General features: G+C 42.6%; 26 protein-coding genes. 16 read left to right on the top strand and 10 right to left on the bottom strand.

The genetic code is table 11. The annotated features are described in order from the left end of the window. Window positions 1–91 precede the first annotated feature (91 nt). From cdhC to acsC, 3 genes are read left to right on the top strand one after another with little or no spacing between them, the layout of a single operon-like run. Entirely contained in the window at window positions 92–1,504 is a 1,413-nt protein-coding gene (cdhC, locus tag OEX01_06485; protein ID MDH5448630.1) for a CO dehydrogenase/CO-methylating acetyl-CoA synthase complex subunit beta, read from the top strand. Next, a complete protein-coding gene (cdhD, locus tag OEX01_06480; GenBank protein MDH5448629.1) occupies window positions 1,488–2,690 on the top strand; it encodes a CO dehydrogenase/acetyl-CoA synthase subunit delta in 1,203 nt (400 codons plus the stop codon). Before cdhC ends, cdhD begins: the two co-directional genes overlap by 17 nt. A gap of 14 nt (window positions 2,691–2,704) precedes the next feature. Further along, entirely contained in the window at window positions 2,705–4,138 is a 1,434-nt protein-coding gene (gene acsC, locus OEX01_06475) for an acetyl-CoA decarbonylase/synthase complex subunit gamma (protein ID MDH5448628.1), read from the top strand. Between the two features lie 159 nt (window positions 4,139–4,297). Here the strand turns inward: acsC and OEX01_06470 are convergent, their stop codons facing one another. From OEX01_06470 to OEX01_06455, 4 genes are all read right to left on the bottom strand, one after another. After that, window positions 4,298–5,011 carry a hypothetical protein gene (locus OEX01_06470; GenBank protein MDH5448627.1) on the bottom strand — a complete coding sequence of 238 codons (714 nt, stop codon included), beginning with the start codon at window positions 5,009–5,011 and terminating at the stop codon, window positions 4,298–4,300. Window positions 5,012–5,050: 39 nt separating this feature from the next. Further along, complete coding sequence (locus tag OEX01_06465; GenBank protein MDH5448626.1) at window positions 5,051–5,326, bottom strand: translation initiation factor 1A; 276 nt, start codon at window positions 5,324–5,326, stop codon at window positions 5,051–5,053. Window positions 5,327–5,334: 8 nt separating this feature from the next. Next, entirely contained in the window at window positions 5,335–6,540 is a 1,206-nt protein-coding gene (locus OEX01_06460) for a DEAD/DEAH box helicase (GenBank protein MDH5448625.1), read from the bottom strand. Between the two features lie 142 nt (window positions 6,541–6,682). Continuing rightward, complete coding sequence (locus tag OEX01_06455) at window positions 6,683–7,147, bottom strand: hypothetical protein (protein MDH5448624.1); 465 nt, start codon at window positions 7,145–7,147, stop codon at window positions 6,683–6,685. Between the two features lie 133 nt (window positions 7,148–7,280). Here OEX01_06455 and OEX01_06450 point away from each other — a divergent pair, with 133 nt between their 5' ends. Together OEX01_06450 and OEX01_06445 are read left to right on the top strand one after the other, a co-directional pair. Continuing rightward, window positions 7,281–8,042, top strand: coding sequence for a DUF166 domain-containing protein (locus OEX01_06450; protein ID MDH5448623.1), 762 nt, complete (start codon window positions 7,281–7,283; stop codon window positions 8,040–8,042). Window positions 8,043–8,110: 68 nt separating this feature from the next. Beyond that, window positions 8,111–8,824: a thymidylate synthase gene (locus OEX01_06445; protein MDH5448622.1), complete on the top strand. Its 714-nt coding sequence runs from the start codon at window positions 8,111–8,113 to the stop codon at window positions 8,822–8,824. A gap of 157 nt (window positions 8,825–8,981) precedes the next feature. On the opposite strand, the gene OEX01_06440 is transcribed toward OEX01_06445, so the two are convergent. From OEX01_06440 to OEX01_06430, 3 genes are all read right to left on the bottom strand, one after another. Further along, entirely contained in the window at window positions 8,982–11,126 is a 2,145-nt protein-coding gene (locus OEX01_06440; GenBank protein ID MDH5448621.1) for a hypothetical protein, read from the bottom strand. Between the two features lie 84 nt (window positions 11,127–11,210). Further along, the gene (locus OEX01_06435; protein MDH5448620.1) at window positions 11,211–12,257 is read right to left on the bottom strand and encodes a Coenzyme F420 hydrogenase/dehydrogenase, beta subunit C-terminal domain; all 1,047 of its coding nucleotides are present in this window, start codon (window positions 12,255–12,257) and stop codon (window positions 11,211–11,213) included. An 80-nt stretch (window positions 12,258–12,337) separates the two neighbouring features. After that, entirely contained in the window at window positions 12,338–14,440 is a 2,103-nt protein-coding gene (locus tag OEX01_06430) for an FAD-dependent oxidoreductase (GenBank protein ID MDH5448619.1), read from the bottom strand. A 232-nt stretch (window positions 14,441–14,672) separates the two neighbouring features. On the opposite strand from OEX01_06430, the gene OEX01_06425 reads away from it, so the two are divergent. The 4 genes from OEX01_06425 to OEX01_06410 all read left to right on the top strand — a co-directional run bounded on the left by OEX01_06425 (window position 14,673) and on the right by OEX01_06410 (window position 17,218). Next, window positions 14,673–15,317, top strand: coding sequence for a methylenetetrahydrofolate reductase C-terminal domain-containing protein (locus OEX01_06425; GenBank protein MDH5448618.1), 645 nt, complete (start codon window positions 14,673–14,675; stop codon window positions 15,315–15,317). Further along, entirely contained in the window at window positions 15,314–16,228 is a 915-nt protein-coding gene (locus tag OEX01_06420; protein MDH5448617.1) for a methylenetetrahydrofolate reductase, read from the top strand. Before OEX01_06425 ends, OEX01_06420 begins: the two co-directional genes overlap by 4 nt. 52 nt (window positions 16,229–16,280) lie before the next feature. Continuing rightward, complete coding sequence (locus OEX01_06415; GenBank protein ID MDH5448616.1) at window positions 16,281–16,595, top strand: hypothetical protein; 315 nt, start codon at window positions 16,281–16,283, stop codon at window positions 16,593–16,595. Window positions 16,596–16,690: 95 nt separating this feature from the next. Next, window positions 16,691–17,218, top strand: a complete 528-nt coding sequence (locus OEX01_06410; GenBank protein ID MDH5448615.1) for a hypothetical protein — start codon at window positions 16,691–16,693, stop codon at window positions 17,216–17,218. Between the two features lie 15 nt (window positions 17,219–17,233). On the opposite strand, the gene OEX01_06405 is transcribed toward OEX01_06410, so the two are convergent. After that, window positions 17,234–17,683, bottom strand: a complete 450-nt coding sequence (locus OEX01_06405) for an Lrp/AsnC family transcriptional regulator (protein MDH5448614.1) — start codon at window positions 17,681–17,683, stop codon at window positions 17,234–17,236. A gap of 268 nt (window positions 17,684–17,951) precedes the next feature. On the opposite strand from OEX01_06405, the gene OEX01_06400 reads away from it, so the two are divergent. The 7 genes from OEX01_06400 to OEX01_06370 all read left to right on the top strand — a co-directional run bounded on the left by OEX01_06400 (window position 17,952) and on the right by OEX01_06370 (window position 24,019). Continuing rightward, on the top strand, window positions 17,952–18,230 hold the full coding sequence (locus OEX01_06400; protein MDH5448613.1) for a hypothetical protein: 279 nt from the start codon (window positions 17,952–17,954) through the stop codon (window positions 18,228–18,230). 83 nt (window positions 18,231–18,313) lie between these two features. Then, the gene (locus OEX01_06395; GenBank protein ID MDH5448612.1) at window positions 18,314–19,330 is read left to right on the top strand and encodes a 5,10-methylenetetrahydromethanopterin reductase; all 1,017 of its coding nucleotides are present in this window, start codon (window positions 18,314–18,316) and stop codon (window positions 19,328–19,330) included. Then, on the top strand, window positions 19,323–19,562 hold the full coding sequence (locus OEX01_06390) for an Lrp/AsnC ligand binding domain-containing protein (GenBank protein ID MDH5448611.1): 240 nt from the start codon (window positions 19,323–19,325) through the stop codon (window positions 19,560–19,562). The genes OEX01_06395 and OEX01_06390 overlap by 8 nt, the downstream gene beginning before the upstream one ends. A 17-nt stretch (window positions 19,563–19,579) precedes the next feature. Next, on the top strand, window positions 19,580–20,011 hold the full coding sequence (locus tag OEX01_06385) for a CBS domain-containing protein (protein MDH5448610.1): 432 nt from the start codon (window positions 19,580–19,582) through the stop codon (window positions 20,009–20,011). Window positions 20,012–20,022: 11 nt separating this feature from the next. Next, window positions 20,023–20,295, top strand: coding sequence for an Lrp/AsnC ligand binding domain-containing protein (locus tag OEX01_06380; protein ID MDH5448609.1), 273 nt, complete (start codon window positions 20,023–20,025; stop codon window positions 20,293–20,295). A gap of 44 nt (window positions 20,296–20,339) precedes the next feature. Then, the gene (locus OEX01_06375) at window positions 20,340–21,203 is read left to right on the top strand and encodes a F420-dependent methylenetetrahydromethanopterin dehydrogenase (GenBank protein MDH5448608.1); all 864 of its coding nucleotides are present in this window, start codon (window positions 20,340–20,342) and stop codon (window positions 21,201–21,203) included. Window positions 21,204–21,343: 140 nt separating this feature from the next. Further along, window positions 21,344–24,019 carry a bifunctional acetate--CoA ligase family protein/GNAT family N-acetyltransferase gene (locus OEX01_06370; protein ID MDH5448607.1) on the top strand — a complete coding sequence of 892 codons (2,676 nt, stop codon included), beginning with the start codon at window positions 21,344–21,346 and terminating at the stop codon, window positions 24,017–24,019. 10 nt (window positions 24,020–24,029) lie between these two features. Here OEX01_06370 and OEX01_06365 read toward each other — a convergent pair whose 3' ends face one another. Then, window positions 24,030–24,152 carry a hypothetical protein gene (locus OEX01_06365; protein ID MDH5448606.1) on the bottom strand — a complete coding sequence of 41 codons (123 nt, stop codon included), beginning with the start codon at window positions 24,150–24,152 and terminating at the stop codon, window positions 24,030–24,032. 133 nt (window positions 24,153–24,285) lie between these two features. Continuing rightward, the gene (locus tag OEX01_06360) at window positions 24,286–24,708 is read right to left on the bottom strand and encodes a hypothetical protein (protein MDH5448605.1); all 423 of its coding nucleotides are present in this window, start codon (window positions 24,706–24,708) and stop codon (window positions 24,286–24,288) included. Between the last annotated feature and the right edge of the window lie 288 nt (window positions 24,709–24,996).

The raw sequence follows: 24,996 nt of genomic DNA, 5'->3' as shown, positions 1-24,996 counted from the left end.
ATATAAAAAAGGGGGAGATATAGAGGCTAAGGATTGGAATGAAAGTTTTGAAATAATAGTGAGCAAGTTTGGAGGAGAATAAGAAATGTCAATGTTTGAAGACATCCCAGTTGAAGTAGGCGTCATCTACGAAGGAGATCGAATTCGACGAAAAAATATGCACGTAGAGCTAGGCGGACCAAAGCAAGAACACAAATTCGAACTGGCGCGAGTTAAGAAACCAGAAGAAATAGAAGACGGGAAAGTCTCTATAATTGGACCCGACATTAAAGATATGAGTGAAGGAGGCAGCTATTCTCTAGGCCTAATCATCGAAGTTTCAGGCGAAAAGCTTGAGCCAGAGCTTGAAGGTGTAATCGAACGGCGCATCCACGAATACTCTAACTTCATCGAGGGCTTCATGCACTTAAACCAGCGATACGACATCTGGCTCAGGCTAGACAAGAAATCCTTCAATAAAGGTCTAAATTCGTTCGAGTACGTCGGCAAAGTTCTGCAACGGCTCTTCAAAAGCGAGTTGCCAATCATCGAAAAAATACAAGTAAAATTCATCACCGACCCTACAAAAGTCGAAGAACATTGGAAAGAAGCTCTAGACATATACGAAGCCAGAGACGCCAGAGCTCGAGGATTAAAGGACCAAGAAGTCGACAAGTTCTACGGCTGCACCTTATGTCAATCCTTTGCCCCTACTCACGTATGTGTAATCACACCACAACGATACTCAAACTGTGGTTCCATCAGTTGGTTTGACGGAAGAGCATCTGCAAGAATAGACCCAAAAGGACCAGTTTTTGAAATAGACAAAGGTGAAGTAATCGATGCGGAGAAAGGAGAGTTCTCGGGAATTAACGAAGTTGTTAAACAAAAATCGTTAGGTGAAGTTACAAGAGTTTGGCTCTACACAGCTTTCGGCTATCCCCACACGTCCTGCGGCTGTTTTGAAGGTGCTGCTTTCTACATTCCAGAGGCCGACGGCTTTGGACTAGTTCATCGAGGTTTCAAAGACGTTACGATAAACGGGCTTCCTTTCTCAACCATAGCGGACTCCACGGCAGGTGGCAGACAAGTTGATGGCTTTCACGGCATCTCCATCGAATACATGCGGTCGCCAAAATTCCTCAAAACCGATGGCGGATGGAACCGAGTGGTATGGATGCCAGCTTCAGTGAAAGAACGAGTCGCGGAATTCATACCTAAAGAAGTTGTAGATAAGATTGCAACCGAAAACGACGTGAAAACAATTGATGAACTCAAAACATTCTTGAAAGATCGTGGTCATTCGATTGTTGAAACATGGAAAGAAGAGCCAGTGGCTGTAGAAGAAGCTGTACCAACTGAAGTGGAAGGAGAAATTGCAGCAGGAATACCAGCGGCTACGGTTCCCACCTTGCCAATCATTACAGGGGGATACAAAATAATTCTGAAGGACGCCAAAATCTACGCGAAGAAAGTCATCATACGATCTATGAAAGGTGAAAAGCTTGGTGAGAAAAGAAAATAAAGAAGACTTAGCTAATCTTCTCGACCTCTTAACTCGGTTTAAGGAGATAGAACTTGAAGACGTAGAGATAGAAGTCGGAGACTTGGAGCTGTGGCTTCAATCTGGCGTTGCTGCCACGGCAGGTCTATCTAAAGCTCTAAAAGTTGCTCCACCGTTAAAGGCAAAACCAACCGCTATTCTCCAAGCAGACTTTGCCCCTCCAGTAGAGGAGTATCTGGGGCAAATTGTTGAAGTGACGCTTGGCGCCACTAAAAGTGAGGGTGGAAGCCGTGGAAAATCCATAACAATCGGCGGAGAAAAATCCCCCGCATTCTACCTCTTCGAAAATCCTCCTCCCAATCCGCCAATAATTTCCTTGGACGTTTTCGACACAACAATTCCGTTGGCAAAACCTGTAAAAACGCATTTTAAAGAGGTTTTGGGAGACCCGGTTGCATGGGCGAAGTTGGCTGTTGACAAATATGGTGCAGACATGATAACGTTGCACCTCATCAGCATCGACCCCTTGGTTAAAGATACCTCGCCAAGTGAAGCTGCAAAAACTGTTGAGAACGTACTGCAAGCCGTAGACGTACCGCTGATTATCGGAGGCTGTGGCGACCCAAAAAAAGACCTTGAAGTCTTTGAGAAAGTAGCTGAAGTCGGGGCTGGTGAGCGGTTCATGCTCAGTTCAGTTACGCAAGACATGGATATTGAATGCACATGCGCAGCTGCAAAAAAGTATGGACACGTGGTTCTTTCGTTTACTCCTATGGATTTGAATCAAGCAAGGCAACTGAACCGCCGTCTTTACGATTTCCTACCTAAAGAACAAATTATAATGGATACTACTACAGCTGCTTTAGGATACGGCTTAGACTATGCTTTCACAATAATGGAACGAGCCAGACTAGCTGCTTTGATGGGCGACCCTGAACTGCAACATCCCATGTCTTCAGGCACGACGAACGCTTGGGCTGCCAGAGAAGCATGGAAAAAGATGGATCCTGAATGGGGACCACGAGAGTTTAGAGGGCCAATTTGGGAAACTGTAACCGCGCTTACTCTTTTGTTGGCTGGCGTTGACTTGTTCATGATGATGCACCCCGCTGCTGTGAAAACCCTAAAAGATGTAATAAAACAACTTACCACTGGTAAGTCGGGTGACCCGAAGAAAATTGCAAACTGGGTAACTGCCAAAATTTAGGGGGACATAGAGAAATGTCTGAGAAGGAAGTGAAAAGAACCAGCATAAAGGAAATCAGCCCTATCGACGTCTACATGCTACTCCCAAAAACAAACTGCAAAGAATGCGGTGAACAAAACTGCATGGCCTTCGCCACAAAGCTGGTAAACCGCGAAATGACCTTAGAGCAGTGTCCACCATTGTTGAAGAAAGAAAACGAAAAAGTCTACAAACAACTCTGGGAGATGCTTAAGCCGCTAATAAGAGAAGTTACCATCGGCCCAAAGGAACACGCGATAAAAGTGGGCGGCAAATACGTCATGTATCGCCACGAGTTCACCTACACTAATCCCACAGCCATAGCCATCGATGTTACCGATGAGATGTCTGATGAAGAATTGTTGGAGAGAGTTAGGAAAACGCAGCAGTTCAGTTATGAATACATAGGGACAACATTAAAACTCAACATGATCGCTGTGCGTTCCACCTCTAACGACCCGGAAAAATTCAAGGCTACAGTGAAGAAGGTTGTAGAAAACACTACGTTGCTCCTCATTTTATGCTCCTTTGATTCAAAAGTTTTGAAGGCAGGTTTGAAGGCTGTACCTAAAGCTAGACCTCTTCTTTACGCTGCTACGAAAGAAAACTGGAAAGACGTGGCTGAGCTTGCCCTCATGTATAATTGTCCTCTTGTAGCCTTTGCTCCAAATGACCTTAAGCTTCTCCGATCACTGTCTAAGACTTTAACAGAATACGGCGTGAAGGATTTGGTGTTGGATCCTGGAACGTTGCTTGGTGAGGGACTTGGAGACATGATTAACAATTTTACCATGATTCGGCGTGCAGCAACTAAGAAAGGTGATGAGCTTTTTGGCTTTCCACTGATTGGTACTCCCATAACGGCGTGGATGGAGAATGCAGATGCTCCGGTGGAGATTGCGGAATGGAACGAGGCTTATTTAGCAGCGACACTTATCAATCGTTATGCTGACATTTTGATTTTACACAGCACTAAGGGGTGGGTGCTTCTGCCTAATGTGGTTCTTAGAGAAAACATTTACACCGACCCGCGTAAGCCAGTGGCGGTTGAGCCTGGACTGCGGATGCTTGGAACTCCTAGTGAAGGCTCGCCGGTGATGTTTACAACGAACTTTGCCCTTACGTTTTACACTGTGGCTTCTGACATTGAATCGGCTGGTGTCGACTCCTATCTTTTAGTGGTCGACTCAGAGGGAATTGCTGTAGATTGTGCGGTTGCGGGGCGAAAGCTAACGGCGGATAAAGTGGCTGAGGCTATTAAGGAGGCTAAGATGGAAGAGAAGGTAAAGCATCGAAAACTGATTATTCCCGGGAAAGCGGCTCGACTTAGCGGAGAGATAGAAGAGGCTAGCGGCTGGGAAGTAATGGTGGGTCCTAGAGATTCCTCAGACATTCCGAAGTTCCTACAAGAAAAATGGAATAAACACTAGGTTGGAAGCAACTCTGTCTTTTTCTATGAATAATAATGGAAAAACAAACCTTGAAAATGGAACGAAGTTAACACAAAATACGTAGTTTCACCTATTATGCGCGTGCGATCCCATTTTTTGAGGCAATTCTAGTTTTTCATTTCCTTGTCTCGGCATATCCTATTTAGCTATACATTCAACGGTGCTTTTAGCTATATGTGACGAGTTGTTTTCGACTACTTTCAACTTGCCATTTCTTCCGATTCTTAGCTGCTTTTCACCTCGAAACACGGTGACCCTTGCGTTATCGATTCGAACTTCGTCATTGACGGAAATACTGTGGATTCGTTCGTTCCATAAAGGCACTTTAATCATGCTGTTTTTGTCAAAAAGAGTTGCAGTAGCCAAAAGGGCATACTCGTTGAGTCTAGTTAGAATCAGTTTTGGCTTTGAAATTTCGGTGACTCGCGCTTTTAGGCTAACTCCTTTCATTCCAACTTCTAAATCCTTAATGTGGACGCGTCCAGTTTTGGGCGCTTTTCTATTTTTCATTGCCGCGATGTAGTTAACGCTCTCACGCAAAAAATCAAATCGGTCTAATGGATTAGGCTCTCTGAGGATTTCTTCCTGTATCGGAAACTGTGCTACCACAATGTGGTCTTTAGTTACAAGAAAGATGCATCGGTCGTTTTTCCTTGTGCGGGATTGAATAGTTAATCCTCGACACATGGCTTCTCCGTTTTCCCGTGCGTGTACAAATGCGTTGAAAAACTCGGTTGCGTCGATTTGGTGTTTCGTGGAGAGTTTTACAAGGTATTCGAGAGTTCTAGCGTCAGATCGAGTGTAATGGCAACCCCTGGGACGCCCCCTTACACTCCATATTCTATTTCTCACTCCAAGCTCACCTTTGAATAGTAAGGTAATCTTTGCTCTTTAGCAATTCAGCTTGGTTTCTTCTGCCCAGTAGATGTCGCCTGGTTTGTCTGACTGAAAGCCCCAAGGGGAAACCAAGACGATGTCACTTTGTCTAATCCAGAATCGTCTCTTCATCTTGCCTCGGATTCTGCAAAGCCTTATGTGACCGTCTTGGCACTTCGCTCTAATTCGATCGTTACTTAGCATTTGAATGGCTATGCCTAGTACATCGTTTGCAACTGGGAGTACAATATTTCCAAAATCCTCTTCGCTGATGATTTTTCTTTTTCCCATCCCTGAATTCACCACAATTGGGCTGGTGTTTCTAATTCTTTTATCGCAGTTTTGGTTAGGGCTTTTATGCTGTTTAACTGTGTAAGTTCTCCATAACCGACAATTGTTATTGCTGTTCCTTCGCGTCCCATCCTTGCTGTTCGTCCGATTCTGTGAAAATAGACTAATGCGTCCAATGGGATGTCATAGTTTATTATATGTGTTATTCCCTGAATGTCTAAGCCTCTTGCAGCAACATCAGTAGCCACGAGCAATTTTAGTTTTCCTTTTCTAAACGAGTTGACAACGAAGTCTCTATGCGATTGAGTGAAGCCAGCATGCAACGGTCTTGCGTCATATCCTTGTGCTCTTAATCTGTCTGCTAACATGCTTGTGTATTTGCGCGTTCGGCAGAATATTATAGCGCGTTCTATGTGGTTTTCGTCTAAAATGTTGCGTAAGATTCCAAATTTGTTCGCAGGGTTTACAACCATGTAGTATTGGTCTATCTGTGTAAGGGCTATTTCATCTTTACTTACTAGTATCTTTTCAGGTTTTTTCATGTATCTGTCGCATACATTCATTACTGATTGGTCTATTGTTGCCGAGAAAAGGTTTGTTTGCCTGTTTGCTGGAGTCTTTGAGAGTATGTATTCTATATCATCTATGAATCCCATATCAAGCATTCTATCAGCTTCGTCGAGAACAACAATGTTTACTGATGCCAGATTTAATGTTCCTCGTTTCAGGTGGTCGATTAAGCGACCTGGTGTACCCACAACAATGTGGACACCTTTTTCCAATTCTGATATTTGCTTTTGAATGGATGCTCCGCCGTAGATGGGTAAGACTTTAAATGCTGCATATTTGCCCAATCGGCTTATGTGCTCTGCAACCTGTATTGCGAGTTCACGCGTTGGCTCTAAGATCAAGCCTTGAACGCTGTTAAGCCTCGGGTTCAGGCACTCAACCATCGGAATTCCAAAAGCAGCAGTCTTTCCCGTTCCAGTCCGAGCCTGCCCTATAACATCTTTGCCTTTTAACAACGGGGTTATCGCTTGGGCCTGAATTGGAAAAAGGTCATCGAATCCAAGCGCTTCAATGCCCTTCATTACTTCTGGGCTCAACGGCAAATCCTTAAAGAATTGCACTTGCATATGTTTCATTCCTCCTATCACAAAAATTTCACGTGCAGTTTCTAAAAAGCCTTCAAAAAGCTTCTTCAATTCAAACATGAGTTAATGTGACATTTACACTAAACAGCATCCTCTTATAAAAGAGTTTGCTGAGCGCGAGGGAATTCCTACATGCATTAGGAAAATTTTGGGCGCGGCTTTGTGACGCCACCAGTGGCATACGCGCATTTTCCTTCTTTTTCTATGTTACCTTATGAAAACGCTTTAGATAGGCTTCTGTATCTGGAAAAAGAGACTTCACTCTGCTGTGTCTCCTCTGCGAGTTAATGTTATTAAACAACAAGACAACTTCCCAAGGTCTACTGAAGCTTTCCACTTTTCCATCAGATCGTTTTCTAGTTATTTTAATGCAGTCATCAACAATGCAGCAGAGAACACAGGCGCCACAATACACGCACAAGTCTTTGATTATACCGACTTTTCCGTCCTGCCAATACAAAGCCTTTGTTGGGCAAGCTTTGATGCAGAGCTCGCATTCAAGTCCTTGGCACGTTCTTTCGTTGATGCTTATGCATCCCTCTTCAAAGAACTCCTTCACATTTAATAATTCGAGAAGTTCCTCTCTTTTTCTCTTTTCTCGTTTTTCTGAGGTTTCAAGAAGAAGCTGAAATATGTCTCCTTTAGAATTTTCCTTCTTTTTTGGCACTCAGCTCAGCTCCTTCTTGCCTTTTTCTACTCGTCGGTTGTTTTTTGTTGTATAATAAGATGATGAATGACATCTATTTATTTTGGATTAAAGCTCTAGTTGTATAGACAATACGGGAAAGATGGCAGAGGCTATGCAGCTCTGTGTAATTTACAACGACGAGTTTGCTGAGCGAGTTATGGGAAACCTGATTAACACGTCAAACTACTGCAAATCATGCGGCTTCACATGCGCCTACTGCAGACAACTCTACAGCTCCTTCGCAGCAGACATCCAAGCAGTCTACAAGACCCCTACAAATCTACCTGCTTTTGTTGACGAGCCAGAAAAATATTTGCCCCACGACGTACCCAACTGCGACGTCATACTAGCTATTGGACTGCATCCAGACATACTAGCATCAATACCAACTCTTGCAAAGAAAGCAAAAGCGAAAGCCATCATCGTTCCTTTAGAAAATCGAAACTGGTGCCACCGCGGCTTGCAAAGACAACTCGAAGAATCACTAAACGAAAAAGATGTTGAATACGCGTTTCCAAAACCTTTCTGCATGCTACAAGAAACCGGAAAGCCAGCCATAGACAGTTTTGTTTGGCGATATCAGATAGGAAAGCCTCTTGTTGAAGTGAAAGTTGAACGAGGCAGGATTACTGACGCCCAGGTTTTGAGAAGCGCACCATGCGGTTCAACTTGGTATGTGGCTCAGCAAATTAAATGGACAAAAATCTCAGACATCGAAGATACTGTGGCAGTGGCACATCACGCCTTTCCCTGTACAGCAAGCATGGATGTTGACCCAGAGATTGGACAACCCATTCTTCATGTGGCTGGTTTCGCTATTAGAGAAGTAGTGAAAGACGCTATAAAACGGGCTCAAAAGGATGCGTGCGAGTAGTTCTCGATTTCAAAAATTTTATAGACTGATTTGCTCACTAATTAGAGCCAACTAGAAGGGGCACAGCAATGGAATATATTAAGATCAGTGCTTTTGATTGTCCAGACGCGTGGTATAAAACCTTAAACGCCATATGGAATAAAGGCGACATCTTCGAAGTATGCTACGGCTCCGAATACGCCAAAACTAAGAAACTCAATATTTCCATAGAAATCGCCAAGCCAGAAACTAGACCACTCGTTAATGACAAGGCACCCTGCGACATGAAATATGTGCAATGGTACGCACTAAAATATTTGTGGTCAGGCATAATTGAAGATGAAACATACACTTATGGCAGTAGACTGAGAAAACCCATAGACCAAATAGAAGAAGCAATCAAGCGCTACCTTGAAGAGCCTGCGGACAGACAAATAACGCTAGCAGTACGATTGCCTGAAGACATAATGAAACACATCAATGACAGAAAGCATGAGCCACCGTGCCTAAGCCTAATCGATACAGAAGTCCTTGAAGGTAAGCTTCACTTGACATGCTACTTCAGATCCTGGGACGCTTATGCAGGATTACCCGCAAACATCGCCGGAATTCAATTGCTCAACGAAGCCTTCGTCTCCGAAATCAACAGACGGGGAACCCTTAAGCTGAAAACTGGCAAACTGGTTTTTCACTCTAAAAACTGCCACCTCTACGAAAGACAGTTTAAAATTGTGGAAGACTTGTTGAAGCCAAAAAATGATGACAGAAGAAAAATACTCAGATCACAAAACCAACCAAAATAGTAAAGACACGTGCGTTTCTATTTGATAGTATTTTATTGTTTCTTATACTTGTTGAAATTTTGAAAAAAGTTATCAGAAAAAAAGTGTGCCTCTGCGTGATTGATAGTGAGTCCGCTAGAACTGTGCGTGCGTATATTCTCTAGTCGCTTTTTCACGTCTATTCCTTCTTAAGTGGTAGCTCAGTCTGAACATATTCTTGATTGTACATCTTCTCAATTCTGAGGAATCGTCTTAAACCTTTTTTCGTTTTCCTTTTGTAGATGTGAATCTCTCCTTGAAACAGATCTAGAATTGCCTGAACTTCTTGTGGTGAATGCATATGTGGGTTCATTACTGCCAATGTGGTGAATCCTTTTGATTTAAACTTGGGAATGAGGGCTGTCAACCATCTTCGGGTGGAAATGGCATGGTGTTGTAGCAGAACGTCGGACACAATTTCTATGCACGCTCTCATTGTTCTTTTCGACATACTGCTCAGTTTTCGAAGAACTGAGGTTAAGGCAATGTCTATCTCTGTGAGATTTTCAACACCTTTTAATTTGAACACGTTAGGCAAGTCTCTGACGATTGCGTCTGCTTCAGGGTTACTTATGAAAAGGTAGAAATTTGAGGGGTAGTCTTCCGCAAGATCCGCTGTTGTTTTCGCGTCGATCGTAACGTACAGAGTGATTTGATTTTCTTCGATTCCCTTCTTTAGATACCTCTCTATTAAACGGTCTTTTTCATCGCATGAGGGTGAGGTTAGTATAACTGCATATTTTTCCGGTATTCCGCCAAGCAGCAAGTTATCAAGATCTTCAGACCCTGTTTTGATGTGTTTTCGGGGAATTGTCTCAAAAATATCAATAGCCGGGGGGCTGGGCTTATCTCGTAAATTGGAAACTTTCAAAACGTTTTCGCAGAGAATGATCAGCTTTTCACATTCTTCAACCATTTTCTCTAAGGATCTTTTGCTTGCTGTATCCTTATCTTGTGCCAGAAATCTAATTCTTTTGAGTAGTGAAAGATCCTTTTTATCCAGTTGGAATTCACTTTGTAGTTCTGTTTTGATTTCTTCTCGTCGCAGCAAATTCGAAATCAGGTCAATGTTTTGTTGAAAATCCTTGAATGGCAGATACCCAAACTCGCTAATGGTAACCAGCGATATCTGCTCAAGAAATTGAGTAAGAAGACCACGGGCTGGATCGTCCGCATCTGACTTCAATGAATTTCGATATCCCTCTAGTGCAGAAATGGCTCTTGCCAAGTGATCTCTGATGAAGCTTCTCGGTGATCCAATGTCAGTGTACTCTGAGCGAACCAAAGCGTGTATGTATTCTCTGATTGCAGTTTCATGTGTGTAGTTCTTTGGGTTTCTAGAGATTACGTTATATACTGTAGAAGATAATTTGTCAAGTAAATTTCGTGTTAGCTTCAGTTTAACCTCGCGATCAATTAGAGTCTTAACTAGTTTGAAATTCGCAGTTTTTATTTTGCCATCACTCATTGCAATTGCCAGGATTTTCGGGTAAGACAGTCTATAACTTTCTGCAGCTTTCTCGTTGTGTCGCTTCAATTGGTTATAGAGAATTGATTGGATCTCAATAGTTTTCATTCCTTCCTTGAGTCGGGGTTCAATACTTTCAATTGCCTCGATTGCTTCTTCAAATGTGATTCCTAGCTTGGGATTTAGCAATGATTTGAAGATTTTTCCGATGCTAAAGGGCTGTTTTTTTCTAGTTCCTGATTTTATGACGTAACCTAAGCGCTTGTCAAACCTTGTCTCAAACAATTCCTTGAAGCTTAATTGCTTTAAGCCTGAAAGCACATTTCTTTCTAACAGAATAAAATCCAGAAAAGCCTTTACTTCTGGTATAATGGATCTCCTTATTCGAAAGCCCTCTTCTTTGGTGTGACCCCTTTTCCCTGAGGCAATTGACTCCAATATTCCGATTGTGATGAATGTTGAGATGAGATCTCCAATTCTGTCTTTGTAGTTGCCACCTTTTGTAGTTAGTTTGGAGGAGATTCGAAGCTTCTTTGCTAACAATTCACCAATTTGTTTTCCGCTAAGAGGTGATCTTTCGGCGTCCAGCAATATTTCAAGAATAAGCAACGAAGTTACGGGTCTCTGTCCGATAGTTATTAGAAATAGAAGGGATCGAAATGGTTCAACCAGAGTTCCATCATCTGATCTTGCTTTAGGGAAGTTACTCAAAATTGTTTCTTCTAATTCGACAAACTTCCTCCTTTCATTCCTAAACTTCACTTTACCTTTATCTTCTAGTAAAATCGCTCCAAATTTTGTAATTTGATCTTTCAAGGTCATCCGGATTAGGTAATTCCCGAACTAATAGATAAACAATTTGGGGATGTGCGCAAAAGTGTAAAGCGCTTCGGAAAAACGTTAGTTTCTTGGAGAATTTTTTCGCTTCTTCTTTGAAAGCTTAGCCAAGAGAGTTAGCGCAAAAGACTCTTCATCCACCGCTTTGGTTCTTAACACTTCAGCTTCCACCGCGCCATCAAAAATTTTTTCACCTTTTTCGGTTCTAAGGATTACAAATGTCCAGCCACTAAGTCCTAAGCCACCAACGGAAATGTCCGCTAGTTCGGCGCTGAAGTCGTTGCAAAGACGGCAACTCTCTCTGGTATACTGCTTTGCCTCAGACAAGGAAACACTCTTCACTTCACCCGACTTCAGAGATATAAGGACTTTTCCTTTAATATTCATCTTTTCAAAATCATTCAAGTTGAGATCCATGTTTTTCTTGAGGTGCTTTTCAAAAAGCCCATCGTACGTGAAGCTTTCTGTGCACATTAATCCAACCGTAAATTGCAACGGGTTGGAATACTTCTTTAGGGGAAACATCTGTATTTTCCGAATTGCATGAATCTGACAGGGAGTGCCCACAAAAGCCAAACTCTTCTTTCTTTGTTTTACACCTTCTTGCAGAGCTAACATGTTTGGCGAGTAAGAGTATCGGGTTCCAGCGTTTTCCAAAACCTCTTTCGGGGTTGTCGCCAGTTTAGGCAGGGGATAAAGAGGTTTATTTTCCGCGAGCCCTGAAAGGGCTACTCCTTCAACAATACTGTTTTGCAAAGCATAAGTAAGAATGGCGGTGACAACACCTCCGTCCTGACAATGTTCTAGTATTTTCTTATCCGTTGCTTGAGCCAGAACAAGGCGACGATAGATGCCGAATTCCTCATTTTCTTTTCTTTGTCTTCCAAAGACAAATTCTTCTGCCTTAGACCACAGCCAATCATATTCTGGGCAAACCTGAGGGCAAATGCCACAAGTTTCACATTCTTTCACGAGTCTCGGTTGCCCCTCGTTATACTCCAAACAGTTGAAGGGACACACCACTACGCAAGTGGCGCAGCCTACACACCGACGAGTTAAAACCACATTTTTTTCCAAGGAAGCTTCGAAGCCTAACTTACGAGTCTGCATACTTAACCCCTAAGGAGTATTATTGTTTGAAGCGAAGGTCTACATAAGCTTCTCGGAAAAGTAATAATATCTTGTTGCTTCTATTGCTCTACAGCCTCTTTGAGCGGCGTCAATCCAATGCTTTCTAGCTTAGCTGTAAAGCTTTTGAGAACTTCGCTGAGATACTTTTCATTGCCTACAGAAGATCGTTCCATCCGTAGCCTGTCAGGCTCGATTTCCACAGCTTGAAGCCATTCTTTCATTTGCTTGACACGTTTCTCGGCGGTAGAGCTGCCAAAACCGTAATGGCAATCTTTGGAGTCACAACTTACAATTAGAACTCCATCAGCGCCGAGCATATAGGCATGTAGGACATGTAGGGGGTCAACTCTACCGCTACATCTTACAGGAACAACGTTGGTGTTTTGTGGCCATTCAAACCCGTTTGCATTGTAGGACCAGTTGCAAACAAAAGCTAAGATTTGAGGCTGCTTTTTGGCTGTCCACAAGGCTGCAGCGTCTTTTATTTGAGCTGAAATCTTCTCGTCAGAGAAGATCTGCATAGTAATTGCTTCTGCTGGACATTCTACTGCACATGTTCCACATCCCTTGCACAAGACTGGGTGCACTTTCGCCACAGATTTTTCCACCTTTATAGCGTCATATTCACACACTTTCTCGCAGTTGGCGCATGCGATGCATCTATCCTCGTCCACAAGTGCGTTGTCTGCTTCGCAAAGTTCTTCCATTTCCAAACATTCTGAGCAGGGACCGCAAAAGAGACATCTACGGGCTTCCAACAGCCCAGCATCTAGCGTCAAACCTAGTTCAACTTCTTTGAAACAACTCACTCGCTCCTCAGGTTCAAGGTAACGCATCGTTTGTCTCGGCTTTTTCTCCGGAATATTTTTCTCTGAAACCCACGTTATCTCAGGAACCTCTTTTGCCCTTCCAGCCTTAAGGTCTTGGCCATTTATGTACCGATCAATGGATACTGCTGCTTTCTTCCCAGCAGCAATGGCTTCAATTACAGACGCGGGTCCAGTGACAACGTCGCCTCCAGCAAAAACACCCGATAATTTTGTCTCAAGCGTAGCTTCATCTACAGCAACCCTGTTTCTCCTTACCAACTCAACTTCTTTTGGTAAGAAAGAAATGTCAGGGATTTCACCAATGGCAAGTAGCACCGAATCAATTGGAACGACAAACTCTGATCCTTCAACTGGTACAGGCCGCCTACGACCGCTTTCATCTGGTGGTCCCAAAGCCGTCTTGATGCATTCTATTCCAACAACTTTACCATTTTTTCCAAGAACTCTTTTTGGCGCAGCAAGAAAATGAAACTTGACTCCTTCCAGTTTTGCCTCTTCCACCTCTTTGTGATGAGCAGGCATCTCCTTCTCTGACCTTCTGTAAATTATTGTCACTTCATTTGGAACAAGGCGTCTGGCTGTTCGGGCAGCGTCGATAGCAACGTTTCCACCTCCTATAATGGCAACCTTACATCCAAGTTTGGCATGTTTTCCAATATGTATGTCTTTTAGGAAATCGAGAGCGTAAAAGACACCGCTTAGTTCTTCACCTTCTAGGTTTAGGTTGACACAGCGGTGGGCGCCTGTCGCAATGAAAATTGCGCTGTATCCTTTTCTTTTGATTTCATCAATAGTTGTATCCTTACCAATTGTTGTGTCAGTACGAATTTCCACTCCAGTTTCTCTAATGTATTCGATTTCTGCGTTCAACACTTTCTCAGGCAGCCTATATTCGGGGATGCAGTATCTTAGGCTACCTCCAGACTTTGACGCACTTTCAAAAACTGTTACTGGGTATCCCATTTTAGCCAACTCGTGGGCCGCTGTAAGCCCTGCTGGTCCAGAGCCTATAACGGCGGTTTTTTCGCTGTGAGTTTTCGGTACTGGTTTTGGCTTTTCTTTCATCTCAGAAGCAAACTCGTAGTCGGCAACCAAACGTTTAAGAGCACGAATACTGAGTGGTTCGTCAATGTCTTTTCGAGTGCACGCATCTTCACAAGGACTAAAGCAAACTCGACCGCAAACAGACGGAAAAGGAATAGACTTCCTAATAATTTCTAGGGCTTCTTTAAATTTTCCTTGAGCAATAAGTGCAATGTAGGCTTGAACATTTATTCCTACTGGGCAAGCTTTACGGCAAGGGGGATATTTTTTGTCAAGTGTTTTAGAAATGGTGGCCGTAATATAGTCCTCCTGCAGTTTTTAACGAGTTTTAGTCCTAGAGAGAATCCTAAAAGGAAAAGAAACCGCCATATTAAACTTGCGCACAATATTACCTATAATAAATACTAGGTGTGTTTCATAGGAATTTTTATATTATTGATTAAACTTTCACTGATTTTCTCTAAGGAGCGACTCTGGGTTGATTATAGTTCAGCAAAAGCCCCTAAAAGAAATTTTTGAAATGACAAAGAACCTTAAAAGCCTTCTGATTGTAGGTTGTGATGGATGCGCTTCTGTAATTCAAGTAGGCGGTGAGAGACAAGCAGAGATCTTAAAGTCTTTGTTAGAAATGGAGAGAAAAGTGAAAGGAGAAGAGGCGCCCAACGTGAAGGCTATATCTATCCTGCGTCAATGCGACCGACAAATTACCTCAACAGCACTTAAACCCTTAATAGAAGATTATGATGCAGTTATTTGCCTAGGCTGTGGAGTGGGAGTTCAAACTCTTGCAGACCTTTACAAGACCAAGCTGATTATCCCAGAAAACGACACAAAATTTCTCGGAATGCACGATACCAACGCAGATAAGTTCTACGAAATGTGTAGAGCATGCGGTGACTGCATTCTCTTCGAAACCGGCGGTATATGCCCCATAACCCGATGTGCAAAAAGCCTGCTAAACGGTCCTTGCGGAGGGCAATCAAAAGGCAAATGTGAAGTGGGCGGATGGAAAAATGACTGCGCATGGATTCTCATATATAACCGCCTAAAAGAGCGAAACCGTTTGGATCTATTCACTAAGTTTAGACCCCCTAGGGATTATCGAGTTTCAGAGCATCCACGCGAACTCGGTGGCGAAACAGAAGAAGAGGAGGCTACGGCGTGAAAAGAGAAGCATACGGCGAGTTAATGAAGCAGATAAATGCTGGAAAATTTGTTTTCACGGGTGAGCTTGAGCCGGTTAAAACCACAAACTTGGAAGAAATTATTGAAGGAGCAAAAATCTTGAAGAACCACGTGGTGGCTATAAACATTACTGATAACCCTACTGCATTCGGATATATGAACGCGCTTGTGCCCTCATATTTGATTCAAAGAGAGGCTGGCGCAGAAGCTGTTTTTCAAATGACAACTCGAGACCGAAACCGCTTGGGTTTAATTTCAGATGTGCTGGCTGCAGGTGCTTTGGGGATAAAAAACATCCTAGCCTTAACAGGCGACTACACAACCGTCGGCGACACTCCTCAAGCTAAACCAGTTTTCGACCTTGACTCCGCCACCTTTGTATACATGCTAAGAAAAATGATAGATGAAGGCTTAGACCTAAACAACAACGAAATCGAAAACCCGCCCAAATTCAACATCGGCGTTGCTGCTGCCCCAAATGCAGACCCGTTAGAACCAGAACTTTTAAAAATCGAAAGAAAAGTAAAGCTGGGAATAGATTTTATTCAAACTCAATGTGTCTACAGCGTTGAACAGGCTAAGAACTTCTTAGAAGCTGCTTCTTATCTAAATACACCCATACTTATCGGCATTGCCCCGTTCAAATCCGTTTCTATGATGAAGTGGATGGTCCAATTTGTGCCAGGCATAAAAGTTCCAAACGAAATTCAAGAGACTATTCGCAAGGCTAAAAAGGCTGGTGGAAAACAGGCGGTGTATGAGGCGAACATCGAGATTTTCGGAGAAATGCTGCGCGAGATTAGGAAAACAACTAATGCCTCGGGTATACATACCATGGCAATTGGCTTCGAATGGATTGTTCCTAAGATAATAGAACGTGCGGGAATTTAGCAAACAACAGATTTAATATCTAATTTGTTTTATTCAAGATAACGGGTCTTGAATGCCTGGAAAGATTTCAGAACGGGATGCAAAGCTTCAAATATCCAAGTATTTTCCGTGGTGCCCTTTTTGCTGCTTTGAACATCTGAAAATCGATGTGAAGCCTGAACGCAATTATGACTATATTATTTGTGACAACTGCGGAGCTAAATGGGAGATGATTGTTCAAGAAAAAATCAGATCCGTGAAACTGATTGCTACAAGCATTGACTGGAAAGGAAAAGACCTGCTAGAGAAAGAAATGGAGCCAAAATTCTGGCAAAACAAGGCATGGCTCTGTGTTTTAACACGAAGAACCCCAGAAAAGCGTTCATGACTTTGCGCGCGCAAAAAACCTTGCTAAGAAAAGAACGCTTAAGTCGTGAGAAGATTATTTCTTTTACAAATCATCTTGCAGAAGAGGGGTTGGGGTTGAAAGAAGTGACTTTGACAATCTCTGACGACATATTTCACTATTTAGGCTTCCTTGAAAAATCTCGTTTTATTAAAAGCAAAGAAGAAGCCTTAAGCACAGCATTGGAGTTTTACAAAATGCTAGCTATGCATGACTGGTTGCCTTTCACCTACCGCATGGGCGGTGGACGGGTCATGCTTTTGGACACTACTATGATTCTAGATTTTTTCCACCTGCTGACTAACCAAGAAATCCTGAGTGCTGCGCGAACATCTGCTCTAAAACGTAAAGTAACAAACCCGTTTTTCAAGGATGTTGACTTTTCATGTCCTGAGAACTGGTCCATAGTTTTACGAGAGATGGAAATCATGGGATGGGGCAAGTTCACTCGGTTTCGAAATAAGATACATGTTGAGTCATGCGTACTTCCAGCACAGTACTTGCAAGGGTATTTCGAAGGGATGTTTGGACAACAATTCAGTTTCCATCGATTTAAAATACCAAATGTTATGGTTTTTGTTGGCAAGAAGAAAAAGAAAGAATGAAGTTGAAGTAAAGTTCTAAAGCCCTGTCCATGGACATCGTTTATAGGGTCCAATTACAATTGTGACGATAGTGCCTAAAATTCCTTCAAGTTTTAGCTCTTCTTCGAGAAAGGCGTTTAAATCTTCCATCTTCTCAAAGATAACTTCAGTGACGATATCAGTGTCACCACTTGTTCTGTACACCACTTGTGTATCTGGATGCTTCGCAAGATGCTCAGCAATGGCTTTTAGCTTGGCAGGCTCCACTCGTAATCCTATGAACGCTTTGATAACCCTGCCCAACTTGTGATAGTCCAGCACCACGGTGAACCGCTCAATGACGCCATTTTTCAAAAGCTTGTCGATGCGTCTCCTAACAGTAGCCTCATTGGCATTTACTTCCTTCGCTATCTGCACTATAGGTTTTCGCGCGTTGGTCTGCAATACCCTGATAATCTTCATATCTAATGCGTCGAAAAGCGACAATTCTCACCACTTCTTATCTAAATACTAACTATTTGGCTCACCTATTTATACGCTTTTTGTATCTATTCTCCATAAACATATACAGGATTCTAATGCATAGAAACGTCTAAAAGCGTTGGTTGGATTGCTCGAATTCTTCATACAATTAGCCTTTTGTGGCTGAGTTGTTATGGAAAATTTTATCGAAATGACGAATTCTATCACCAAAAACCTTATTTTCCGTTAATAGCATATATACTTATGCGCAATTTATTGTGGAGAATTTAATATGGCTTTAGAGAAAATCGTTAGGAAAATTCCATCCTCATCGTGGGAGACAACCTCAGAGAGGCTCATTGACATTGTTCTCAACTCACCAAATGCCAACAGAATGCCCAGTGGCTTGGCAAAGACCATACTTTATTATTGGCAGAGGGATCAGCTTGCTACGGAAGTCGGATTGCAACGGCTTCTTGAGGCTTCTATAACGGTAGATCCCGAGAAAACGATCGATGTCTTAAGGGAACTGGGTTTTCAAGAACTTGTTACAGTGCTTGAGAGTCGCTAAAACTATAAAGCCCTATTGCGAATTCGTTAAGTCGGACGAGGGCAAGCGTTCCCTAAGAGGAGTCACAAAAGAGGCATTCCTAAATGATCAACTTTGGCATTGAGTTTGTGCCTCGCGACCTCTACTGGAAAACAACCTTCTACGCCATCCAAGCAGAAAAAACGGGATTCAACACTCTCTGGATCACAGATCACTTCAACAACAGAAACGTCTACGTATCGTTGGCGATAGTTTCAGCCTATACTGACAAGATAAAATTTGGTCCAGGCGTAACCAACCCTTACATGGCACATCCAATAGTAACTGCTCAAGCAGTATCGACACTAAACGAGATAGCTCCGGGCAGAGTGGTTTGTGGGATAGGTGTTGGAGACAAAACGACATTGGAAATGGTTAGTATGCGACCGTCTAAACCTCTTGCAACTATAAGGGAGTCAGTTAGAATAATTCGAGAAATTACTTCTGGGAAAAACTTGGAAATGCAAGGTAAGATCTTCGCAGTTTCGGGCGCCAAACTAAATTTTAAACCAACAAGCAAAATTCCGATATTCGTAGGAGCCCAAGGACCCAAAATGCTGGCGCTGGCTGCAGAAATTGGCGATGGCGTACTAATCAACGCTTCACACCCGAAAGTCGTGGAAAATGCCATTGGATTCGTTAGAGAAGGAGTTGCAAAAGCAGGAAAACGACTAGAAGACCTGGAGATAGCAGCTTATACGTCTTTCTCAGTTGCAAGAGAACCAAACAAGGCAGCAAAAGCAGTCGTTCCAGTTGTGGCATACATCGTGGCTGGATGCCCCGAAACAGTTCTTCAAAAACATGGAATTCCTATGGAAACCGCAACAAAAATACGCCAAGCCATAATCCAAGGAAAATGGAAAGAAGCCTTCTCACAAATCACCGACGAAATGATAGAAGCCTTCTCGGTATGCGGCACTCCCGAAACAGTCGTAGAAAAGATTGACAGCTTGGTCAAAGTAGGAACCACCCAAGTAGTTGCGGGGTCGCCAATCGGACCTAACATACGCAAATCTATTAACATAATTGCCGCAGAAGTATTTCCACACTTTAGAGACAAGGAGGACAACCAGCATGATTGAAGCTTATGTCTTGTTAAGAGTTAAGCCAGGTATGGATAGATCTGTTTTTCAAACAGTTAAAAAATTGAAACAAGTGAAAGATATGGAAACTGTGTATGGTGAGTATGATTTACTGATGAAAATACAGGTAAAAACCATGGATGACTTGGACGCTTTTATTTTTGACGCTGTCAGGGCAATACAGGGCGTAGAGAGGACGACCACTCTGATAACTATTGAGCCACCAAATTAAGCTGAGAAGGAAGAAAAATGGAAGGCAGGAAACCACCCTCAACTGTTCGAAGTGTTATGGCCAAACCTGTTATCACCATAAAGAAAAATAGTTCTGTACGTGAAGCAGCTGAAATCATGAGCAAGAAAGGTGTGGGTTCTATCGTAGTTAATTCTGAAGGTAAACCGGTAGGCATCGTTACCGAGAGGGATATAGTAGAAAGAGTTGTGGCAAGAGGACTTGATGCTTCGAAAGTGCAAATGAAAGAGATCATGAGTAAATCATTGATCACTACGAAAGGCGAGATGCCAATAATTGAAGCAATTCGGATGATGCAAAAGAAAAAGATTCGGAGACTTTTGATTATGGAAAACAAGAAATTAGTTGGAATAGTTACTCAGAGAGACCTTCTTCGTGCCCTTGCGTTTCACGTGTTGATCTCTTTCAGACCTCTACTAGAAACAGGTTAGGAAGCAAGCAAATGATTTCAGCTTTAACGTTAGTTAGAGTTTCTCCTGAGAGGAATGTGCACGTTTTCGAAAAAATAAAGAAACTTCCAGTGATAAAAGAGGCAACACTAGTCTATGGCGAATACGATATCATCGTAAAAACTAGGACGAAAAATATGCAAGAGCTGAACAGTTTCATCTATAACGTACTCCGCAAAATTCCCTATGTTACTATGACAACTACTATGATTGTAGCAAGGATACCAAAGAAAAAAGAGATTATTGCGCACGCTTCAATGAAATAAATTATATAGGCACATGCAATAACTTTGATTAAGCTGGGGTTTGCTTGGACAAAGTCAAGATAGGAGTTTTCAAATGTGGCAACATTGGAACCGCCCCAATACTAGAGTTACTCCTTGACGAATTAGCTGACCGCAAAGACATAACAGTGCGAACGGTGACAACTGGTTCAAAAATGGATGTGGAAGCCGTTGAGGATGCCATAGAAAAAATTTTCGAATTCACTCCTAACATTGTGCTTTTCGTTTCACCAAACACATCTGCACCTGGACCTGCCAAAGCAAGAGAAGTTTTATCGAGGAAGAAAGTGCCTGCAATTGTTTTTACAGATGGGCCAGGAAAACGTGTAAGAACTGAGATGGAAGAGCAGGGTTTGGGCTATGCGATAATTATGGGTGACCCGCTTATTGGTGCACGAAAAGAGTTTCTTGACCCGATAGAAATGGCGATTTTCAACTCAAACGTGATTAAAGTTCTCGCAAGCACTGGAGTTTTTAGGTTAGTATTCCAAGAGATCGACAAGCTAATCTCCGCTCTAAAAACCAAGTCAACTCTCTCTATGCCTAAGCTAATAATCGACACTGACAGCATTCGAGATGCTTCAAATTTCAGAAATCCCTACGCAAAGGCTAAAGCGATGGCTGCATATGAATTGCTAAAGAAAGTTGCTGAAATCAATGTTCGAGCGTGCTTCATCGAGAAAGAAAAAGAAAAGTATATTCCCCTTGTTGCTTGCGCACATGAAATCGTTCAAGCAAGCGCCAACTTAGCCGAGGAGGCTAGGGAGATGGAAAAATATACTGACACGTTGTTAAGAACACCTCACGCTATGGACGGTAGACTTAAAATAAAAGATAAATTGATGCTTCCTCCTGTGGTGAAGGAAGAAGATTATCAAAAAATGGATTAAGCAACACGAGAATCTAACTCCCGAAAAGTCATAGAACATTATCATCGGAGCATTATACGAAAAAATGGAATTTATTAGGATGAAGCTGCCATTTTAGATAGAGATAAGAAAGTTTTGTGAAGTGGAGGCAGCTTCAAAGGTTGGGCGTTGAAAACCTCGACAAACTCTTTAATCCCAGAAGAATAGCCGTTATCGGAGCAAGTGACAAAGAAGGCTCTGTAGGCGCCAAGCTACTTCGAAACCTAGTTGGAGTGGGGTACAAAGGGGAAGTCTACCCCGTTAACCCTTTCAGGCCCGTAGTACAAGGCATAACCGCCTACCCGACAATCGAAAGAATCCCGCGACAAGTAGACCTCGCAATCATAGCAACTCCCGCACATACCGTTCCCCAAATTGTAGAAGAATGCGGAAGAGCAGGAGTTTCAGGACTCATTATCATTTCAGCGGGCTTCAAAGAAGCCGGAGAAGAAGGAGAAAACTTCGAAAAACAAATTCTCGAACTCAAAAATCACTATAACATGCGCATGATAGGCCCCAACAGTCTCGGAGTTATGCGTCCAAGCACCAAACTAAATGCTACTTTTGCAAACAAAGCAGCTAACCCTGGAAAAATAGCGTTTATTTCCCAAAGCGCTGCGTTGTGTACTTCTGTTTTGGATTGGGCTTCTGAGGCTCATGTGGGATTCAGTGCAGTGGTTTCAGTTGGTTCTGTGTTGGACGTAGATTTTGGAGACTTAATCGACTATTTTGGGACCGATCCCCAAACAAAGAGCATCGTACTTTATGTTGAATCTATCAAGAACGCAAGAAAATTCATGAGCGCAGCGAGAGGCTTTGCAAGGGTTAAGCCAATTGTGGTGGTGAAAGCTGGAAGATTCCGTGAAAGCGCAGAAGCAGCCATATGTCATACTGGCGCTATGTGTGGAGAAGATGCCGTTTACGACGCCGCTTTCAGACGAGCTGGAATCGTCCGTGTTGAAGCAATAAGCAACCTCTTTAACTGTGCAGAAACATTAGCCATGCAGCCAAACCCGAAAGGTTCAAACCTCACCATCATCACCAACGCTGGCGGACCAGGAATTATGGCGACGGATTCTCTGATAGCTGAAGGTGGAAAGCTTTCACAATTAAGCGACGAAACTGTCCAAGCTTTAAATGAAGTTTTACCCTCTTACTGCAGTAAGTTAAATCCCATCGACATTCTAGAAGAAGCCACCACAAATAGATTTAGAAAGGTAATGGAAATCTGCTTTAAAGATCCCAACACTGACGGCTTCCTAATTATTTACACTCCTCAAGGCGCATCCGACCCAGTTGAGACTGCAAAGACAATAGTGGAACTTTCAAAGAAAACAACGAAACCTATTCTCACCTCCTTGATGGGTGAAGATAGCTGTTGGAAAGCTAGAAGCATTTTACGTAAAAACGGCATTCCAGCATTCACGACTCCTGAACAAGCAGTCTCTACGTTCATGCACATGTGGAGCTATGCACAAAATTTAGAGCTTTTGTACGAAACTCCTGAAGAACTTTCAATCGAATTGTCAATTCCAGTATTTCTTAGAGTGATGTTACGAAAAGCGTTTGATGAAGGACGCGAAGTCTTGACGGAGCCGGAGTCAAAGCAGTTTCTTCAAGCATACAAAATTCCAACGATAAAATCTGTGGTTGCTAAAACTCCTAAAGAAGCTGCAAACACTGCTTCAAAAATGGGGTATCCTGTCGTAATGAAAGCTCTCTCACCGCAGATAACTCACAAATCACGAGCAGAAGCCGTGGTTCTAGATGTGCGCTCGGAAGAAGAGGTTGAAGAGTTTTTTGAAGAATTGGCTCAAAGAGTCAAAAGGCATAAACCCAAAGCAGAATTCCAAGGTGTAATACTTCAACCAATGATTAAGAATAAAGGATATGAGCTTTTAATTGGCTCTAAGAAAGACCCGCATTTTGGCTCTGTCATTGTATTTGGAATGGGAGGAGTGGCTACCGAGTTACTGAAAGATATAAGCATAGGGTTTCCGCCGTTGAATCAGGTGCTTGCGAGAAGGTTGATGGAGAAGACGGCAATATCCAAATGTTTTTCTGACTCAGACAATCATCGTGTCAACCTAAAACTTCTCGAAGAAATCCTAGTGAAGTTTTCTCAGCTTGTAATAGACTTTCCTGAAATAAAAGAAATTGATATAAACCCTCTCATTGTCGACGAAAATGACGCTGTAGCTGTAGACACTCGCATAGTGATAGATACAGAGAGAATCTCGACCAAAGTTCAGCCCTACGAACACTTGGTAATTACCCCTTACCCAAAAAAGTATATTACTCAATGGAAACTGAAAAATGGAGACCCGGTTGTTCTTCGTCCAATAAAGCCTGAAGACGAAGCCTTGATTCACACGCTATTTCAGTCCTTTTCTGAAGAAACAATGCGTTTCCGATTTTTCCAAATAATCAGAGAAATGCCCCATGATACTTTAACTAGATATTGCGACATAGATTACAACAGAGAGATAGCCATTGTAGCTGAAGTAGAAGAGTGTAAAAAAAGAAATATAATCGGTGTGGCTCGACTTATTTTGCAGCCAGGCCAGAAACGTGGAGAGTTTGCGGTTGTTGTTGGAGACCAGTGGCAGGGGTTTGGATTGGGGTCTAAGCTTGTGGATTGTATAGTTGAGATTGGTAGAGACATGGGGTTGGAAAGTGTTTGTGGTGATGTTCTGTCTAGGAATCTTAAAATGTTTCGTTTGTGCATGAAGAAGGGGTTCAAAATGGAGCCTGTGGATGAAGAGATTACGAAGGCGACGTTGGACTTGAAAGCCTAAGCTTGCGTGTCTATCTGCTTTTTTGTTTTTCCAGTCTTGCAAGTTTTTTTTTCTTTTTCTTGGCTTTTCTTTCCTTCTTTGTTAGAGGTTTGGGTTTTTTTTCTCGCGTTTCGCCTCTCATGCTTTCACTCATAAACTTCCCTTATAGTAAGGGTAGTTTGAAGATATTTTAGAATTTGCATGTCTAAGAGGCAAGTGGGTGTCTGGAAACCATGGAAATAGGAGCTGGCAATGCTTGAGGTAAGCTTGTTAATTTCTGTCAGCTGTTATTTCCGTTCGAGTTTTGAGCTGATGGCGCCGAAGATTGCTCCTGCTGCGCCTATCCAGGGTCCTATTAAAAGGTTTAGTGTTTGTCCTTCAAAATTTTCTATGCTGACGAGGGTGACTATTATTACCATTACGGATATAAAGAAGGCTATGGCTGAGGTGATTGTTGCGAGTTGTATTCCTACTTTGTAGCCTGCGATGTGTATTGTCCCGCCGAAGATTGTTAGGACTGCGAGGAAAATTAGGGTCATCGGGATGGCTACTGCTGCTTGGTTTTCGGCGTGTGTTAACTGGTTGATTGCTGTGTATTCTGTGGATAGCCAGGGGAGGAACAGCGCGACGAGTAGTATGACGCCTGCAGCGATGGCTACGCCGCCTTGAACGAGGATGTCTTCAAACTGTTCTTTTTCTGGTTCAACCAACTAGAACACCTTTCTTTGATCTTGGTATTCAATTGTCATGTTTACTTTATAATTTTTGTTCAGTCTTTGAGTGAATAGTGGAGGGTTTGTAGGCGATCGTTGGTGTGGTTAACGTTTAAATTTTGCTTTGGCGATTTACTGTTCTGGTAAGGATTTTGAGAGGATGCCTTTGGAAGATGTTGAGGTTGTTGTTGGGGTAATTTTGGATGGAGATAGGTTTTTGGTTGAGCGTCGTATGTTGGATGAGGAGGTTGATCCGGGTGTTGTGTGTTTGCCTGGGGGTCATGT

It is taken from the genome of Candidatus Bathyarchaeota archaeon (assembly GCA_029882535.1).
Classification (GTDB): Archaea; Thermoproteota; Bathyarchaeia; order Bathyarchaeales; family SOJC01; genus JAOUKM01.
The sequence above is the reverse complement of the archived record's forward strand: the minus strand, read 5'-3'. Positions and strand labels throughout refer to the sequence as shown.

Excerpts from the sequence above, each read along its gene's own strand:
- cdhC (MDH5448630.1), top strand. The coding sequence starts at position 92 with ATGTTTGAAGACATCCCAGTTGAAGTAGGCGTCATCTACGAAGGAGAT.
- OEX01_06415 (MDH5448616.1), top strand. The coding sequence starts at position 16,281 with ATGCCTGGAAAGATTTCAGAACGGGATGCAAAGCTTCAAATATCCAAG.
- OEX01_06450 (MDH5448623.1), top strand. The coding sequence starts at position 7,281 with ATGCAGCTCTGTGTAATTTACAACGACGAGTTTGCTGAGCGAGTTATG.
- OEX01_06465 (MDH5448626.1), bottom strand. The coding sequence starts at position 5,326 with ATGGGAAAAAGAAAAATCATCAGCGAAGAGGATTTTGGAAATATTGTA.
- OEX01_06435 (MDH5448620.1), bottom strand. The coding sequence starts at position 12,257 with ATGCAGACTCGTAAGTTAGGCTTCGAAGCTTCCTTGGAAAAAAATGTG.
- OEX01_06385 (MDH5448610.1), top strand. The coding sequence starts at position 19,580 with ATGGAAGGCAGGAAACCACCCTCAACTGTTCGAAGTGTTATGGCCAAA.
- OEX01_06425 (MDH5448618.1), top strand. The coding sequence starts at position 14,673 with ATGACAAAGAACCTTAAAAGCCTTCTGATTGTAGGTTGTGATGGATGC.
- OEX01_06445 (MDH5448622.1), top strand. The coding sequence starts at position 8,111 with ATGGAATATATTAAGATCAGTGCTTTTGATTGTCCAGACGCGTGGTAT.
- OEX01_06365 (MDH5448606.1), bottom strand. The coding sequence starts at position 24,152 with ATGAGTGAAAGCATGAGAGGCGAAACGCGAGAAAAAAAACCCAAACCT.
- acsC (MDH5448628.1), top strand. The coding sequence starts at position 2,705 with ATGTCTGAGAAGGAAGTGAAAAGAACCAGCATAAAGGAAATCAGCCCT.
- OEX01_06395 (MDH5448612.1), top strand. The coding sequence starts at position 18,314 with ATGATCAACTTTGGCATTGAGTTTGTGCCTCGCGACCTCTACTGGAAA.
- OEX01_06380 (MDH5448609.1), top strand. The coding sequence starts at position 20,023 with ATGATTTCAGCTTTAACGTTAGTTAGAGTTTCTCCTGAGAGGAATGTG.
- OEX01_06460 (MDH5448625.1), bottom strand. The coding sequence starts at position 6,540 with ATGTTTGAATTGAAGAAGCTTTTTGAAGGCTTTTTAGAAACTGCACGT.
- OEX01_06390 (MDH5448611.1), top strand. The coding sequence starts at position 19,323 with ATGATTGAAGCTTATGTCTTGTTAAGAGTTAAGCCAGGTATGGATAGA.
- OEX01_06400 (MDH5448613.1), top strand. The coding sequence starts at position 17,952 with ATGGCTTTAGAGAAAATCGTTAGGAAAATTCCATCCTCATCGTGGGAG.